Genomic DNA, 16,026 nt, shown 5'->3' with positions numbered 1-16,026 from the left:
GGGCTGGCTGGGCGACGTCATGTCGCCGAGCCTAGGCAGCCGCGCACGGGAAACCCCTGTGAGCGTCGATGGAGTCGCATCGGAGAATCCGCGGCCCGGCCCGCTCGTCCGGTAGAGTTGGGCACGCGAAGGGGAGTATTCCACCTGCGCTGCAGTCGTCAAGACGGTCACCAGTGAAGCTGGCCCGGTTGCAGCGGTGCCGTTCACGGCACGGAAGAGACTTTCGGGAATCAGGCGACCCATGCCGACCCCGACGAAAGGCCCCCGCCATGCACCCCGAACTCCCGCTCGCGTTCGAAGCGACATCCCTCGTGGTGATCATCGCCATCATCATCGCCGACCTCGTGCACGCGTACCTGCGGCCGCACGTGCCATCCACGAAAGAGTCGAGCCTCTGGGTGGCGCTCTACGTGGTGCTCGCCCTCATCTTCGCGGTGCTCATGCTCGTCTTCGCCGACGCCGAACACGCAAGCCAGTTCCTGGCCGGGTGGCTCACCGAGTACAGCTTGAGCGTGGACAACCTCTTCGTCTTCGTGATCATCATGGCGCGATTCTCGGTGCCGAGGCAGTTCCAGCAGGAGGTGCTGATGGTGGGCATCATCATCGCCCTCGTGCTGCGCGGCATCTTCATTGTGCTCGGGGCCCAGCTCATCGAGAACTTCAGCTGGATCTTCTACCTGTTCGGCGCGTTCCTGCTCTTCACGGCCTTCCAGCAGGCGTTCCAGGACAGTGAAGAAATGGATGAACGCGAGAGTGCCGTCATCCGCTTCCTGCGCAAGAGAATCCCCATCTCCAACGAATTCAACGGATCGAAGCTGCGCACGGTCGTCGACGGCAAGAAGATCTTCACCCCGATCATCGTCGTGTTTCTCGCCATCGGTACCACCGACCTGGTCTTCGCACTCGACTCGATCCCCGCCATCTTCGGCATCACCACGAGCCCGTTCATCGTCTTCACGGCCAACGTGTTCGCTCTGATGGGGCTGCGCCAGCTCTACTTCCTGCTCGGCGACCTCATCGACAAACTCGTGTACCTCAAGTACGGGATCGCGTTCATCCTCGCCTTCATCGGCGTGAAGCTCGTGTCTCACGCCCTGCACACCAACGAGCTGCCGTTCGTCAACGGCGGCAACGGCGTGGAGTGGGCCCCGGAGATCGACACGGTGACCTCGCTCATCGTGATCGTGCTGTCGATGGCGGTCGCGACCGTCGCGAGCGTCATGAAGATCCAGGCCGACAAGCGCCGCGAGGTGGGCACCCCTACCCATTGACGACCGGCCCGGCGGTCGGTGAACATGCCAATAGAGTGATGAGCAGACTTTTGCTGTGCGGGGGAGGGGTGGATGTCGATCGAAATTCGGCAGGAATTCGAGCTTGCCGGCGTGACGGCGCGCTTTCGATTCGCCGCCCACTCCGATCGCGGAGCCGTGCGGCGCGTGAACGAGGACAGCTACCTGAGCGCGGCTCCCGTCTTCGTGGTTGCGGACGGGATGGGCGGCCACGCCTTCGGTGACCGCGCGAGCCGGACCGCCATCGCTGCGTTCGCCGCCGCCTTCGGCGGGACAACGCCGACGCTCCCTGGCGCCGTGCTCGACACCATCCGGCGGGCGAACGACGACGTGCTCGCCCTGACCGACGACACGGATTCGCTCGGCGCCATCTCCGGCACGACGCTCACCGGTATCGCGTTCGTGGACGTGGGCGGCTCGGGCAACTACCACTGGATGGCCTTCAACGTGGGAGACTCCCGCATCTACAGTTGGGACGGCCGCACGCTCCACCAGGTGAGCGTTGACCATTCCGCGGTGCAGGAACTGGTGGATCTCGGCCAGATCACCCGCAGGGAGGCGGAGCGCCATCCGGAGCGCAATATCGTGACGAGGGCGCTCGGAGCCGACACCGAGGTGGACCCCGACGTGTGGCTGCTGCCCGCCCGCGCCCACCAGACCTTCCTGCTCTGCTCGGACGGGCTCACCAAGGAGCTCGGCGACGACGAGATCGCGCGCATCATCGTCTTTCACGACGCCGAGGAGCGCCGCGAATCGGACGGCCTGCCGGTGACCCTCGCCGAGCGGCTCGTGAACGCGGCCGTCGCGGCGGGCGGCTCGGACAATGTCACCGTGATCGTGGTGGAGTCGGAGCTGGTCGGTGCGAACGTGTCCGTGCCGGGTTCAAGCGAAGACACCCTCGACCGGGACGGCCTGCCGCGATTCCTCGAAGAGACCCGGCCGAGGGGATGACCGTGGGCACCATGCGAATTCGACAGGCGTCGGCCGGCGGCTGGCTGGCCGTCGTGCGCGGGACTCGGCTGGTGGCGATCGGCCGCGTGCCGGACGCGACCGCCGTCGACCTCGCCTGGGATCGCCTCGCCGAGTCGGACGGATTCCGGCTGCTGCTCGACCTGCTCACCCGTGACGGGCTCGCCGCGACGCCGCCGTTCGTGCTCGCGGAGTGGGAGGCGACCGGCGGGTGCCGCGTCGTCGTGCGCGGTTCGGTGAGCATCACGGTCACCGACGCCGGCGGCGATCAGGTCGTGAGCGGGGAGGGGGTGTCCACCTGGGTCGAGCGGGCCATCGACGGCGTTGTCGCCTTCGCCCTGGAGGTGCCGGACGCCGTGCCGGTGACGCCCGCCGGATCGCTGCCCTTCGAGGCGGGTAGCGCCTGGATCGCCGGGCTTTCGGTCTCACTGGCGCCGACGGCACCGCCAAAGCAGACATCGACCGGGCAGACCATGGTCGCACCCAGAGCGGCCGCGCAGACCATGGTCGCACCCAGAGCGGCCGCGCCGACCACCGCCGAAGTGGACATCGAGGCGACGGTCACCGAAGCGCCTGAGGCGCAGGAGGCGACGATCGTCGCTCTGCCCGACCGAGCGCCAGAGATCGGCACGGTCGCCGCGAGCGGGGCCGACGACGGGTACGACTACCTCTTCGGTGCCACCGTGTTCCGCGACGTCGCGGATGCCGCGGTGCGAGCGGACGAGCCGGAGGAATCGGAGGCCGCGCCAGTTGCCTCCCTCGCCGATGGCGACCACGACGGCCACACCGTGCTCACGGCGGACATCGCGGGGCTCCGCTCGAAGCGGCGCGGGAAGAACGCGCCGCCGCCGGCCCCGGCCCCGGCCCCGGTTCAGGCGTTCTCGCTGCTTCTCTCCACCGGCATTCGCGAGGCCCTCACCCAGCCGATCCTGGTCGGGCGGTCGCCGAGTGTCAGCAAGGTGTCCGGCGGCCTGATGCCGCGCCTGATCACGATGGACACCGCCGACCAGGACATCTCCCGTAACCACGCCCAGGTGGTGGTGGAGGGGGACACGGTGGTGGTGACCGACCTGCACTCCCGGAACGGCACGATGGTGCTGCTGCCGGGCAAGGAGCCGCAGAAGTTGCGCGCCGGAGAGCCGACCTCGATCATCGTCGGCACGGTCATCGACCTCGGCGGCGGAGTGACGCTCACGGTGGAAGAAGACTGATGCGCCGCGCCTCCTCCCAGCCGCCGGAACTGCCGGGCTACGCCTTCGTGAAGGTGCTCGGCTCCGGCGGGTTCAGCGACGTCTTCCTCTACGAACAGAAGCTGCCGAAGCGGCGGGTCGCGGTGAAGGTGCTGTTGACCGAAGACCTGACCGCGGCCACGCGCGCGTCGTTCGTGGCCGAGGCGAACCTGATGGCGCAGCTGTCGACCCATCCGTACATCGTCACCATCTACCAGGCCGACGTCGCCGCGGACGACCGGCCGTACTTCGTGATGGAGTACTGCTCGGGGCCGAGCCTCGCCGAGCGGTACAAGGAGGGCACCTTCGCCGTCGCCGACGCGCTGCGCACCGGCGTGCGGCTGTCCAGCGCGGTCGCGACGGCGCACTCGGCCGGCATCCTGCACCGCGACATCAAGCCGGCCAACGTGCTCACCAACGACTACGGCTGGCCGGCCCTCACCGACTTCGGCATCTCGTCCGCCGTCGACGACGAGCTGCTTCCGGTGCACACGGGCACCCTCGCCGACGCGCTGCACGACACCGCATCGGGCGGCACCGGGAGCCAGTCGATCGGCATGTCTGTGCCGTGGTCGCCGCCCGAGATGTTCGACGACGACCCGTCGCCCGACGTGAGGTCCGACGTGTTCTCGCTCGCGGCGACGATCTACACGATCCTGGCCGGCCAGACACCGTTCGAGGTGCGCGGCCGATCCAACGGAACCCTCGACCTCATCGGCCGCATCGAGCGGGGAGCCGTCACCCCGATGCCGCGGGACGACCTGCCTCGGTCCCTCGTCGCCGTGCTGCAGAAGGGAATGGCGTCGGATCGGAACGACCGGTTCGCGACCGCCGTGGACTTCGCCCGCGCACTGCAACGGGTGGAGCTCGAGCTGGGTTACGCGCCCACCACGATCGACGTGCCCAACCTCTTCATCGACGCCCCGTACCGGGAGGCCCAGGCGGATGACGCGGACGAGACGCGCGCACGCGGCGTCTCGACGATCGAGGCGCAGCCGGCGCCCGTGCCGTCCTCCAACGCCCAGCCCGCCACGACAGGGGCCGAGGAGACCCAGGCCGCCGAAACCCAGGTGCGGGGCGCCCAGCGGGTGGACGCCCAGCCCGCCCTCGCCGACCGCGTTACGGAGCAGACCGTGCTGCGGCAGCGCGTGGCGACGGCGGTCGCCGAGGCCCCGGCCGAACAGACCATCGAGGAACGCCCGCGGGCCTCCCGCCGCAACCGGATCGTCGTGTGGGCGGCGAGCGGTGCGGCGGTGCTCGTCGCCGTGGCGGTCACCCTCGGCCTGGTGCTCTCCGGCGGCGCGCCCGGCGGGGAGGCTCGGCCCACCGCGAAGCCCGGCGGCACCGGTTCGGCCGTCGTCGGGTCGGTACCCGCCCCCACCCTCGTCTCGGCCGCGCCGGACGGGTCGACCCTCGTGTTCACCGTGAAGAACGGAACGGCGAAGGCCGGTGACACCTTCCTCTGGCGCCGCAGCGATCGCGGTTCGAGCGAACCGACCCAACAGACCGCATCCGGCGCCCTCACGGTGAACGACTACACCACCCCCGCGACCGTGTGCATCGAGGTGCGCATCCAGCGCGACGGGCAGACCGGCGACCCCCTGGACGCGTGCTATCCCCAATGAAGCCCCTGAAGATCGAATTCTGCGGTGAATGGTACGAGGTCGAGCATCCGAGCGACTTCCACATCGGTCGGGAGTCCGACCTCGTCATCGACGACAACCCATACCTGCATCGCCGGTTCCTGCGCATCTACGAGGACTTCGGCATGTGGTGGCTCGCGAACGTGGGCAACCTTCTGTCGGCGACCGTCACGGATGCGACCGGCCAGGTGCAGGCCTGGCTCGCCCCCGGCGCGCGGCTACCCATCGTGTTCCCGCAGATGCAGGTGCTCTTTTCAGCCGGATCCACGACCTACGAGTTCACCGTCCACTCCGCCGAGGACTACTACAACACCTCCGCGGCGATGGCCGGATCCGGCGGTTCGACCACGATCGAGCCGATCCCGCTCACCAGCTCGCAGCGGCTGCTGATCGTGTCTCTCGCCGAGCACATTCTTCGGCAATCGTCCCCGGGGAGGGGCGAGATCCCCTCCTCCGCCGAGGCGGCCGGCCGCCTGCACTGGTCGATGACGACCTTCAACCGCAAGCTCGACAACGTGTGCGACAAGCTCGACAAGGTGGGCGTGCAGGGGCTGCGCGGCGGCAAGGGAAACCTCGCCACCAACCGCCGGCTGAGGCTCGTCGAATACGCCGTGGCCACCCGGCTGATCAGCCAGGACGACCTCTACCTGCTCGACAAGAACGACCGGGAAATCACGGCGGGTGCCGACGCGACCGATGGGTAGTTCTGCCCATGCCCCGCTTCATTTTGCGAAAGCTGCTCGTGTTAGGTTGTTCGCACGGTGGTGCCGCGTCGAGGGGTGAGGCGTGCCACCGCCATGGTTCGTCACAATCCCGGGGGTCCAGCGCATGCGGGCGGTGCTGAAGTGGATCCGAACGCGCAAGACCATCGCGTCTGCGCTCGTGATCGCCGTGATCGCCGGCGTACCCCTCACCATCGCGGCCCTGCATCCGGGATTCCCGGTCTCCGATGTCGAGCTCACCTCCCGCGACGTCTGGGTGACGAACGGGCAGCAGTTGCTGGGCGGGCGGCTCAACCGCCAGATCGATGAGCTGAACGGCTCGGTCGTTGCCTCGAGTGCCGACTTCACGGTGCTGCAGGACGGCGACACCCTCTTCATGTACGACCCGACGGCCGGCAAGATCGAATCGGTCAACCCGGCGTCCACCAAGGTGACGTCGGCGATCGACGTGCCCAAGGGCTCCGAGGTGTCCTACGGCGGCACGACCATCGCGATCACCTCGCCCAAGGGCGAGCTGTGGCTCGTCTCCGCGGTCGGCGACCTGCGATTCAACTACGTCTCGGCGCCTCCCGTGCTCAAGCTGGGAGCGGATGCCCACGCCGTGGTCACCCACGGGGGAGCGGTCATCGCGGTCTCGCCGTCGCGCAAGTCGATCTTCCGCATCCCGACCCTCGCCGATGCCCCGCAGGCGAAGCCGTTCCCCGCCGTCGGCGCCTTCCAGCTCTCCGCAGTCGGCGACAAGGCCGTGGTGTTCGACCAGTCCACGAACAGTCTCGTCACGGAGGACGGTCGCGCCCACAGGCTCCCCTCGAGGGGCCTGCGTCTGCAGCAGGTGGGTCTCGACTCCCCGTACGCCGTGGTGGCGACCGGGGACTCGCTGCTCAAGGTCGATCTCGGTTCAGGAGCCGTGGACGCCGTCTCGGCGGGCGTGAGCTCGCCGGCGACGAAGGCCGGCCAGGTGTCGGCGCCCGTCTTCCTGGACGGCTGCGCGCACGGGGCCTGGGCGGGTGCGCAGAAATACCTGCTGGCCTGCGACGGCAAGAAGGCCGAACGCCAGGACATCGACCAGCCGACCCAGGGCAATTCCCTCGAGTTCCGCGTCAACCGTTCGGTGATCGTGCTCAACGACCTCACGAGCGGCAACACCTGGGTCGTGAGCGAGAACATGCGGCTGGTGGAGAACTGGACGGATGTGACGCCTCCGGAGGAGAAGCACACCCAGGAGACGGGCGACAAGAAGTCGGCAACCCAGTCGTTCAAGGACACGCTCGCCCAGCGCACGGACACGAACCGGCCGCCGACCGCTGTCGACGACGCCTACGGCATCCGACCGGGGCGAACCACCATCCTCTCCCTGCTCGACAACGACTCGGATCCCGACGGTGACGTGCTTGTCATCTCGGCCTTCGACCGAATCGCGGACACCACCGGCCGCCTCGACCCGATCGACGGCAGCCGAGCGCTGCAGTTCACCCCGGCCCAGGGATTCGTCGGGTCGATCAGTTTCACCTACACCGTGGATGACGGCCGCGGCGGGACCGCACAGGCGTCGGTGACCGCGCGGGTGGTGCCCACCGGCAGCAACCAGCTGCCCATGGCGGTGCGTGAGGCGGGGGTGAGCGTCGAGGCGAACCAGACGGTGAGCTACAACGTGCTCGCCGACTGGAAAGACCCGGACGGCGACGACCTGTACCTGATCGGCGCCTCGCCGAAGTCCGGCGACCTCGTTCGATTCACCCCAGACGGCTTCATCACCTTCACCCACCAGACCTCCGAGCTCGGCAAGAAGGAGGTCTCCTTCCAGGTCAGCGACGGGCACGGTGCGCCGGTGACCGGCACGCTCACCGTCGACGTGCAGCCCACCGGGTCGCTCGACCCGATCGGCACGCCCGACTTCGCGACCACCTTCACCAACGAGTCCACGGTGATCGAGCCGCTCGCGAACGACCTCTCGCCCTCCGGCGCGCAGCTCGCCCTGATCGGCATGCAGGACGCGACCGGCGGGGCCGTCGCCTCGTTCAACACCGAGCGCGGCACCATCAACTTCAGTTCGGGCAAGCCGGGCATCTTCTACCTCAAGTACACCCTCGGCGCCGGCGACAAGACGAGTGTGGGGCTCGTGCGAGTGGACGTGCAGGAGAAGTCCTCCGACGACAAGCTGCCGCCCGTCGCGGTGAAGGACACGGCGTACCTGCGCGGCGACCAGCCGGCCACCGTCGCGGTGCTCGCGAACGACGTGAGCCCGAGCGGGCGCGTGCTGGCGGTGCAGTCCGTCGCCGTCGACCCGGCGGCGAAGGCCAAGGGCCTCGTCGTGGAGCTCCTGGGCAACAGCCAGGTGCGGGTCACCTCTCCGGCGGCGCTCACCGAGCAGGTCAACTTCAGCTACACGATCTCCGATGGCTTCGGCACGGCCACCGCCGGGGTCACCGTCGTGCCAGTGCCGCCCCTCACCAAGCATCAGCCCCCCGTCGCGGCGAACGACGTGGCGAAGGTGCGCGCGGGCGACATCGTGACCGTGGACGTGCTGAAGAACGACTTCCATCCGGATGACGCCCCGATGACGCTCGACACGAAGCTCGTGACGCCGCCGACGGCGGGCATCGCCTTCGTGGACAAGAACACGGTGCGCTACCAGGCGCCGACCGCCCCCGGCGAGTACCGGGTCGACTACCGGGTCGTCGACCCGTTCGGCGAGTCGGCCACCGCGAGCGTGACCTTTACCGTGACCCCCCTCGACGAGAAGAACAACCGCGACCCCATTCCGACACCGCTGGTCGGGCGGGTTCTCGCCGGCGGCAGCATCCGCGTGGATGTGCCCCTCGACGGCATCGACCCGGACGGCGACTCGGCCCAGCTGCTGAGCTTCCCGACCAACCCCACTCTCGGGGCAGTGACGACGGTCGGCACCAACTACTTCATCTACGAGTCCTCGAAGTCGTCCACCGGCACCGACGAGTTCAGCTACCAGGTCTACGACGCGTTCGGGGCGACGGGAAACGGCGAGGTGAAGATCGCGGTGATTCCCGCACCCGCGGAGCTCGCGCTGCCTTCCGCCGTGCCGGACAACCTCTCGATCCGCCCGGGCCGCCTCGCCCAGGCAGACCTGCTCGCCAACGACTCCGACCCGCAGGGCGCCACGATCAAGGTGTCGAAGAAGCTCGTCGACGTGCCGAAGGGCATCGATGCGAAGGTCGTCGACGGCCGCTACCTCGTGGTGAAGGCGCCGCAGGAGGAGCAGTCGTTCTCCCTGCGCTACCAGCTCACCAACGACCGCGGCGGATCGGTGATGAGCTACGTGCTGGTGAAGGTGACGAAGGACGCGCCCATCCTGCCACCCGTCGCCGGCGACTATGCGATCAAGACGAAGGACATCGCCGGCAAGAAGTCGGTGAAAATCGGCCTGTTCCCCACCTACGCATACAACCCCTCCGGCGAGACGAACGATCTCACGGTGACCTTCGAGGGGCCGAACGCCGACGCGGCCGACAACCTCACCAGCCCGGGCCGGGTGGAGGTGACCCCGGGCAAGCAACGAATGGCGATCGCCTACCGGGTGACGAACGCGCAGGACAAGCTCAGCGCGATGGGCTTCATCCTCGTTCCGGCTGCGGTCTCCGACAGCTTCGCCGACCCCCCAGTGATCGACCCGAACCTGCCGGTGCAGTACGTCTCGATGAACGAGACGAGGAGCTGGGACCTGGGGGACATCGTGAAGGTGCCGTCCGGTCGGGACGCCTGGATCACCGACGAGAAGACCGTGAGCGCCCTGCAGTCCAACGGCGACCGGGTCTACGTGGACAAGGACACGCTCAAGTTCACCCCGGCGAAGGACTACCGGGGGCCGGCATCCATCAACTTCACGGTGACGGATGGCGCGTCCCTCAACGACCCGAAGGGCAACAAGGCCAACCTGCGCCTCAACATCGTGGTGGGGGACCCGCAGTTCAGGGACACCCCGCCCGAGTTCACCACGCCGGAGACCCAGGTGGAGGTGGGCGAGTCGACCACGATCGACCTGCGCGCCTCGACCGCGCAGCCGAACCCGCAAATCCTCAGCGAGGTTACCTATTCGAACATCACGGGCGGTAGCTCCAGGATCGTGCCGAGCCTCAACGGCTCCCAGCTCACCATCACCACTCCGCGGAACACGCCCAAGGGCACGATCGGCACCCTCGGCGTGACGCTCCGGTGGGACAAGTTCACCGTGCACGGCACCATCAGGGTGACCGTCGTGGGCTCCACCAGGCCGCTCGCGGTCGCGGTCGACGACAGGCTCGAGGCGAAACGCGGAGATCCGGCGATGGTCGTGCATCCGCTCGCCAACGACTCGAACCCGTTCCAGACCACCGGCGAGGCGCTCACCGTCGTGGACGCGAAGGTGCAGAACACCGGCCAGCCGGCCACGATCTCGTTCACCAAAGACTCGGTGAAGATTGCCCCGAGCCCCGCGCTCAAGAGCGGGGATGTGGTGGTGGTCTACACCGTCGAGGACAGCACCCAGGACAACGACCGCCGCGTCAACGGCACCATCACGCTCACCGTGAGCGATGTGCCGGACCAGGTGGCGAAGCCCACCCGCACGTCCGCGATCGGCGGGGACGGCAACGCGACCTGGCGGTTCATCGCCCCGGCGACGAACGGCAAACCGATCACGTCCTACGACGTGAAGACGACCCCCGGGGGCGCGACCGCGAACTGCACTGCGGGTGCCGACTGCACCATCTCCGGCCTCCAGAACGGTACGCCGTACACCTTCTCCGCCCGTGCCATCAACGCTCGAGGAGCGGGGCAGTGGTCCGTCGAGAGCGACCCGGTGACCCCATACGGCACGCCGGGCACGCCCTCGGTGACGGCCTCGGTCACGAGCCCCTGGGCGCCGACCGGAAGCATCCGGGCCACGTGGGTGGCTGTGAACAGCGGAGGTGGCTCGACCAACTACACGTGGCGAGCGAGCAACGGAGCGACGGGCACCACCACGGGCACGAGCTCCTCGCCGGTATCTGGCCTGCCCGCCGGCAACTACAGCTTCACGGTGTCCGCGCAAAACACCGGCGGCAAGACGGGCGCGACCGGCACTTCGAACACGGTTCAGATCCAGAATCAGACCGTCCCAGGAACGCTTGCAGTGACGGCGACTGTCACCGATGGCGCGGCTCCGGGGACCATTCGATGGGATTGGTCCGGTGCCGGCTCCGGCGCCGCGATCACTGACAACATGGACTACCACTACTCCCTTGACGGCGGCGGATGGGTGGCGACGGGCGCCAACAGCATTGCGATCGGCAATCTCGGGGCAGGCACGCACACACTCCGCGTCTATGCGAAGAACAACGCAGGCCAGGGCGGTACAGGCTCGGATTCCGGTTCGATCTCCGCGGCCCGCTCGGTGACCCTCGGCAAGGGAGCCTTCCGCACCTGCTCAAGCGGGGGCACGTGTTGGATCTATGAGGTGTCGCTGCAAAACTTCTCCAACAACAGTCACAACATCACCCTGTACTGCAATGGCGGCGTGCTCGACACCGACACGTTCACTGGTAACGGCTACACCAGCACCAGCTACTGCGGGTACCGGGGAACGTACGTGACCGTTGATGGCGTCGACAGTCCCACAGTGAATTTCGGACCGTGACCAGCTAGATGAAAGGGAGCACGTGCCAGTAACCCAGGAGCAGTCGGCGTGGTTCGCCGACGCCTTCCAGAAACTCATCTCCAACGTCGACAAGGCGATCATGGGCAAGGACCACGTGATCCGCCTCGTGCTCACCGCGCTCATCTCCGACGGCCACGTGCTGCTCGAGGACTTTCCGGGCACCGGCAAGACCGTGCTCGCGAAGGCGCTCGCCAACACGCTCGACGGCTCGACCTCGCGCATCCAGTTCACGCCGGACCTGCTGCCGTCGGATGTCACCGGCGTGCAGATCTACGACCAGGGCAAGGGCAAGTTCGAGTTTCATCCAGGGCCGATCTTCGCGTCGATCGTGCTCGCCGACGAGATCAACCGGGCAAGCCCGAAGACCCAGAGCGCGTTGCTCGAGGTGATGGAGGAGGGCATCGTCACGATCGACGGCGAGGGCCACCCGGTCGGGGCGCCCTTCATGGTGATCGCCACCCAGAACCCGGTGGAGCAGGCCGGCACGTACAAGCTTCCCGAGGCGCAGCTCGACCGGTTCCTGATCAAGACCTCGCTCGGCTACCCGGACACCAAGACCGCGGTTGCCCTGCTCATGGACGTCACGACGCGGGCGCGGGCATCCCTCGTCTCGCCCATCATCAAGCCGGACTCGATCGTGGTGATGGCCGCGCTCGCCTCCGAGGTGTTCGTCGACGAGTCGGTGATGCAGTACCTGAGCGACATCGTGGATGCCACGCGCACGCACCGGGACGTGGCGCTCGGAGTGAGCATGCGCGGCGCGATGGCGCTCGCCCGCGCCATCAAGACCTGGGCGATCGCGCAGGGACGCACGTACGCCACCCCTGACGACGTGCGCGACCTCGCCGTTCCGGTGCTCGCCCACCGGGTGATCATCGACCCGGAGTCGGAGTTCGCCGGGGTGAAGGCCGAGGACATCATCACGCGCATCCTCGTGGACATCGCGCCGCCGAGCTACCGCGCGGCCTGATCGCAGCGGCATGACGACGACACCGACCCCGAGGCAGAGCCGGGTAGTGAAGACGCGCCGTGTGCGCGACTTCTTCGCCGCGCTCGCCGAACGGTCGCGCCCGGCGCGTGCCGCCGTCGCGCGTGCCGTTCGCCCGGTTCTCGCGACGGTGACCGGCTCCGGCTGGGTGGTGCTCGTGGTCGCCGCCGTCTCCATCGTGCTGAGTCTCGTGTTCGGCTGGCAGGAGTTCAGCTACCTCGGCGCCGTGCTGCTCGCCGCCCTGGTGATCGGCACGCTCTTCCTGTTCGGCCGGTCGTCGTACGGCGTGTTCATCGAACTCAACCCCCGCCGGGTGGTGGTGGGCGACCGCGCGATGGGGCGGATGCTCGTGACCAACACCGGCACCCGGGCGCTCACCCCCACGCGCATGGAGCTGCCGGTGGGCCGCGGCCTCGCCGAGTTCCAGCTGCCGTCGATGAAGCCGAAGGAGGATCACGAGGAGCTCTTCGCCGTGCCGACCAACCGCCGGGCCGTGATCGTGGCCGGGCCGGCGGAATCGGTGCGGGGCGACCAGCTCGGCCTGCTGCGCCGAGCGGTTCGCTGGACCGACCAGGTCGACCTGTTCGTGCATCCGCTCACCGTGCGCCTCGTGCCGTCGGCAGCGGGCCTCGTGAAGGATCTCGAGGGCCAGGTCTCGAAGAAGATCACGTCCAGCGACATCGCCTTCCACGCCCTGCGACCGTATGTGCCTGGCGACGACCGCCGCTACGTACACTGGCGCACCTCGGCGCGCGTCGGCCAGCTCATGGTGCGGCAGTTCGAGGAGACCCGCCGCTCCCAGCTCACGATGATCCTCGCCACCCGCTCGGACCTCTACGCGTCAGACGAGGAGTTCGAGCTCGCGATCTCGGCCACCGCCTCGATCGCCGCGCAGGTGATCCTCGACGGAACGCAGATGAACGTCGTGAGCGACTCCGGTACCTGGCGCACCCAGAGCGTCACCTCCATGATGGATGCCTCCTGCCGCATCGAACCGGTCGGCCGGGTGTTTCCGAGCGTGCGGGAATTCGCCCGCGAACGCACAAAGCGGCTGCCGGCCCCGAGCGTCGTGATGACGATCGGCGGGTCGAACATGTCCACGGCCGAGTACCGCAGCGTCGAGTCGCTGTTCGGCCAGGACACCAACCAGGTCGCCTTCCACGTCAACCTCGGCGCCGAGCCGAAGATCTCGTCCGTGGCCGGGCTCACCCTCGTCACGGTCGGCGCGCTGCGTGACCTCTCCCAGCTCGTTCGGAGGATCACCGAATGAGCGCCGAGCCCACGACGACACGCCCCGACGGGCTCCGGCGGGTGAGCGGGCGCACCTGGGTCGACGTCGCCGTGCTCCTCACCCTCGCGATGCTCGGAATCATCGGCTTCGAGCCGTCGTTCGGCGGCTACAGCTTCCTGCTCGCGGGCATCGGCGGTCTGGCCGTGGGCGCGGCCACCGGGATCCTCACGTCGGTGTTCCGGCTCAACGCCGTCGCCACGGCGCTCGTCGCGGTGCTCGGCTACTTCCTGTTCGGCACCGCGCTCGCCGTGCAGTCGCAGGCAGTGTTGCTCGTGCTGCCGACCCTGCAGTCCCTCGCGAGCCTCGCCGTCGGGTCGGTGTACGGTTGGGCCGACATCGTCACCCTTCGCACCCCGGTCGGCGCACCGCAGTACATCGCCGTGGTGCCCTATGTCGCCACCTGGATTGTGGCCCTCGTCGCGACGACCCTCGCGACGCGGTGGCTCACGACCCGTTCGCGCACGGCGTGGCGGTTCGGCATCGCCCTCACCGGGCCGATCGCGATCTACCTCGCCGGCATCCTCATCGGCACGGACGAGCCGTACCAGGCCGGCGTCCGCGGGGCGGCGTTCGCCGTGATCGCCCTCGTCTGGCTCGGCTGGCGTCGACCGAACGGGGCCGTCGTGGCGCCGGCCGGGGCGCGACGACTGCGCAACCGCAAGCTGGCCGGCACGGCAGTGCTCGTGGCCGGAGCCCTCATCGTCGGCGGGGGAGCCGGCCTCGTGCTGGCGCCGGCGAACGACGAACGCTTCGTGCTGCGGGATGAGATCACACCGCCGTTCGACCCGCTGCAGTACCCGAGCCCGCTCTCCGGGTTCCGGCACTACACGAAGGCGGCGGAGAAGCAGGACCTGTTTACGGTGAGCGGCCTGAAGAAGGGCGACACCATCCGGCTCGCCACGCTCGACTCCTTCACCGGCAAACTGTGGACGGTGACCGGCCCCGAATCGAATACGAACGGCTCCGGCTCATTCAGCCTCGTCGGTCGTACGCTGCCGAAGCAGACGTTCATCACCCCGGACACCCGTCGCAACGTGACCTTCACGATCGAGAAATATCGGGATGTGTGGCTGCCGAGCGTGGGCTACCCCACCTCGCTCGACTTCACGGGCGGAGCAGCCAAGGGCAGCGGCGACAGCCTGCGCTACAACGACGTGACCGGATCGGCGGTGCTCACGACCGGGCTCAAGACCGGCGACAGCTACGTGATGAACGCGACCCTGCAGAGGGTGCTCTCCACTGCCGACCTCGCCAAGGCGACGATCGCGAGCGTCGAACTGCCGCCCGTGACCGCGAGTCCGGACGTCGTGACGTCCAAGGCGCAGGACTTCGCCGGCAAGGCGACCACACCCGCCGCGCAGCTCGAGGCGATCCGCCGCAAGCTCGTGGACACCGGCTACCTCAGCCACGGCCGGGCATCCGACACCGTCGCCTCCCGCGCCGGGCATGGCGCCGACCGGGTGAGCGACCTGCTGCAGCGCAGCCAGATGGTGGGCGACCAGGAGCAGTACGCCTCCGCATTCGCGCTCATGGCGAGGAGCCTCGGCTTCCCGGCGCGGGTCGTGATGGGCTTCGCCCCGAAGATCGCGGACGGGCAGAAGTCGGTGACCGTGACGGGCAACGACGTCACCGCGTGGGTGGAGGTGGCGTTCACCGGCGTGGGCTGGGTGGCCTACAACGCCACGCCCAAGGAGACCGACATCCCGCAGGACCAGACGCCGCAGCCGCAGAGCGAGCCGCAGCCGCAGGTGCGGCAGCCCCCGCGTTCGGAGAAGCACGACGACCAGCTGCTCACCCCGGTGAAGATCGACGACTCGAAGTCGAAGGACAAGAACGCCCCGTTCATCCTGCCCGCCTGGGCGGTGGCGATCGGCCTCAGCCTGCTCATCCCGGCCGCCGTGATCTTCGGTCCGGTGCTCGTGATTGCCGGGATCAAGACCCGCCGCCGCCGTCGCCGACGCGAGGCGGGCACGGTGGATGCGCAGGTGGCCGGCGCGTGGGACGAACTCGTGGACGGCTATGCCGAGCTCGGCTTCACCCCGCCGAAAAACTCGACCAGGATCATGGTCGCCGCGGAGTTGGCGAGCCAGCAGGCAGACGATGCGGCACCCGGCCTGCGCGGCATCGCTCTCGAGGCGGATGACGCGGTGTTCTCCGGCCGGGAGATCGAGCAGGAGCGAAGCGACCGGGTGTGGACGGAGGCGCTGGCCACCGTCGCGGCGGCGCGTGCGGCGCTCACCGGCAC

The 16,026-nt window shown here is 68.4% G+C and carries 9 protein-coding genes; all 9 read left to right on the top strand.

Annotation, left to right across the window (positions count from 1 at the left end; all coding sequences use genetic code 11):
• Positions 1 to 269: 269 nt before the first annotated feature.
• Positions 270 to 1,271 carry a TerC family protein gene (locus VIM54_RS15130; RefSeq protein ID WP_331902569.1) on the top strand — a complete coding sequence of 334 codons (1,002 nt, stop codon included), beginning with the start codon at positions 270 to 272 and terminating at the stop codon, positions 1,269 to 1,271.
• 72 nt (positions 1,272 to 1,343) lie between these two features.
• A complete protein-coding gene (locus VIM54_RS15125; RefSeq protein WP_331902568.1) occupies positions 1,344 to 2,240 on the top strand; it encodes a PP2C family protein-serine/threonine phosphatase in 897 nt (298 codons plus the stop codon).
• An 11-nt stretch (positions 2,241 to 2,251) separates the two neighbouring features.
• Positions 2,252 to 3,469, top strand: a complete 1,218-nt coding sequence (locus VIM54_RS15120; protein WP_331902567.1) for an FHA domain-containing protein — start codon at positions 2,252 to 2,254, stop codon at positions 3,467 to 3,469.
• On the top strand, positions 3,469 to 5,112 hold the full coding sequence (locus tag VIM54_RS15115) for a serine/threonine-protein kinase (RefSeq protein WP_331902566.1): 1,644 nt from the start codon (positions 3,469 to 3,471) through the stop codon (positions 5,110 to 5,112). Before VIM54_RS15120 ends, VIM54_RS15115 begins: the two co-directional genes overlap by 1 nt.
• Positions 5,109 to 5,834 (top strand): hypothetical protein, encoded by a 726-nt coding sequence (locus tag VIM54_RS15110; protein WP_331902564.1) that lies wholly within the window; start codon positions 5,109 to 5,111, stop codon positions 5,832 to 5,834. The genes VIM54_RS15115 and VIM54_RS15110 overlap by 4 nt, the downstream gene beginning before the upstream one ends.
• Positions 5,835 to 5,916: 82 nt before the next feature.
• On the top strand, positions 5,917 to 11,481 hold the full coding sequence (locus VIM54_RS15105) for an Ig-like domain-containing protein (protein ID WP_331902562.1): 5,565 nt from the start codon (positions 5,917 to 5,919) through the stop codon (positions 11,479 to 11,481).
• A gap of 22 nt (positions 11,482 to 11,503) precedes the next feature.
• Positions 11,504 to 12,472, top strand: a complete 969-nt coding sequence (locus VIM54_RS15100; RefSeq protein WP_331902560.1) for a MoxR family ATPase — start codon at positions 11,504 to 11,506, stop codon at positions 12,470 to 12,472.
• Between the two features lie 46 nt (positions 12,473 to 12,518).
• A complete protein-coding gene (locus tag VIM54_RS15095) occupies positions 12,519 to 13,760 on the top strand; it encodes a DUF58 domain-containing protein (RefSeq protein ID WP_331902558.1) in 1,242 nt (413 codons plus the stop codon).
• Positions 13,757 to 16,026 (top strand): transglutaminase domain-containing protein (locus VIM54_RS15090; protein WP_331902556.1); only part of this gene is annotated, 2,270 nt, incomplete at its 3' end. The genes VIM54_RS15095 and VIM54_RS15090, both read left to right, overlap by 4 nt.

The sequence above is a fragment of the Lacisediminihabitans sp. genome, from assembly GCF_036569425.1.
In the GTDB taxonomy this organism is placed as follows: Bacteria; Actinomycetota; Actinomycetes; order Actinomycetales; family Microbacteriaceae; genus Lacisediminihabitans.
This window is presented reverse-complemented; position numbering and strand designations above follow the sequence as displayed.

Coding starts and splice junctions, on each gene's coding strand:
- VIM54_RS15110 (WP_331902564.1), top strand. CDS start 5,109: ATGAAGCCCCTGAAGATCGAATTCTGCGGTGAATGGTACGAGGTCGAG.
- VIM54_RS15120 (WP_331902567.1), top strand. CDS start 2,252: ATGCGAATTCGACAGGCGTCGGCCGGCGGCTGGCTGGCCGTCGTGCGC.
- VIM54_RS15125 (WP_331902568.1), top strand. CDS start 1,344: ATGTCGATCGAAATTCGGCAGGAATTCGAGCTTGCCGGCGTGACGGCG.
- VIM54_RS15130 (WP_331902569.1), top strand. CDS start 270: ATGCACCCCGAACTCCCGCTCGCGTTCGAAGCGACATCCCTCGTGGTG.
- VIM54_RS15115 (WP_331902566.1), top strand. CDS start 3,469: ATGCGCCGCGCCTCCTCCCAGCCGCCGGAACTGCCGGGCTACGCCTTC.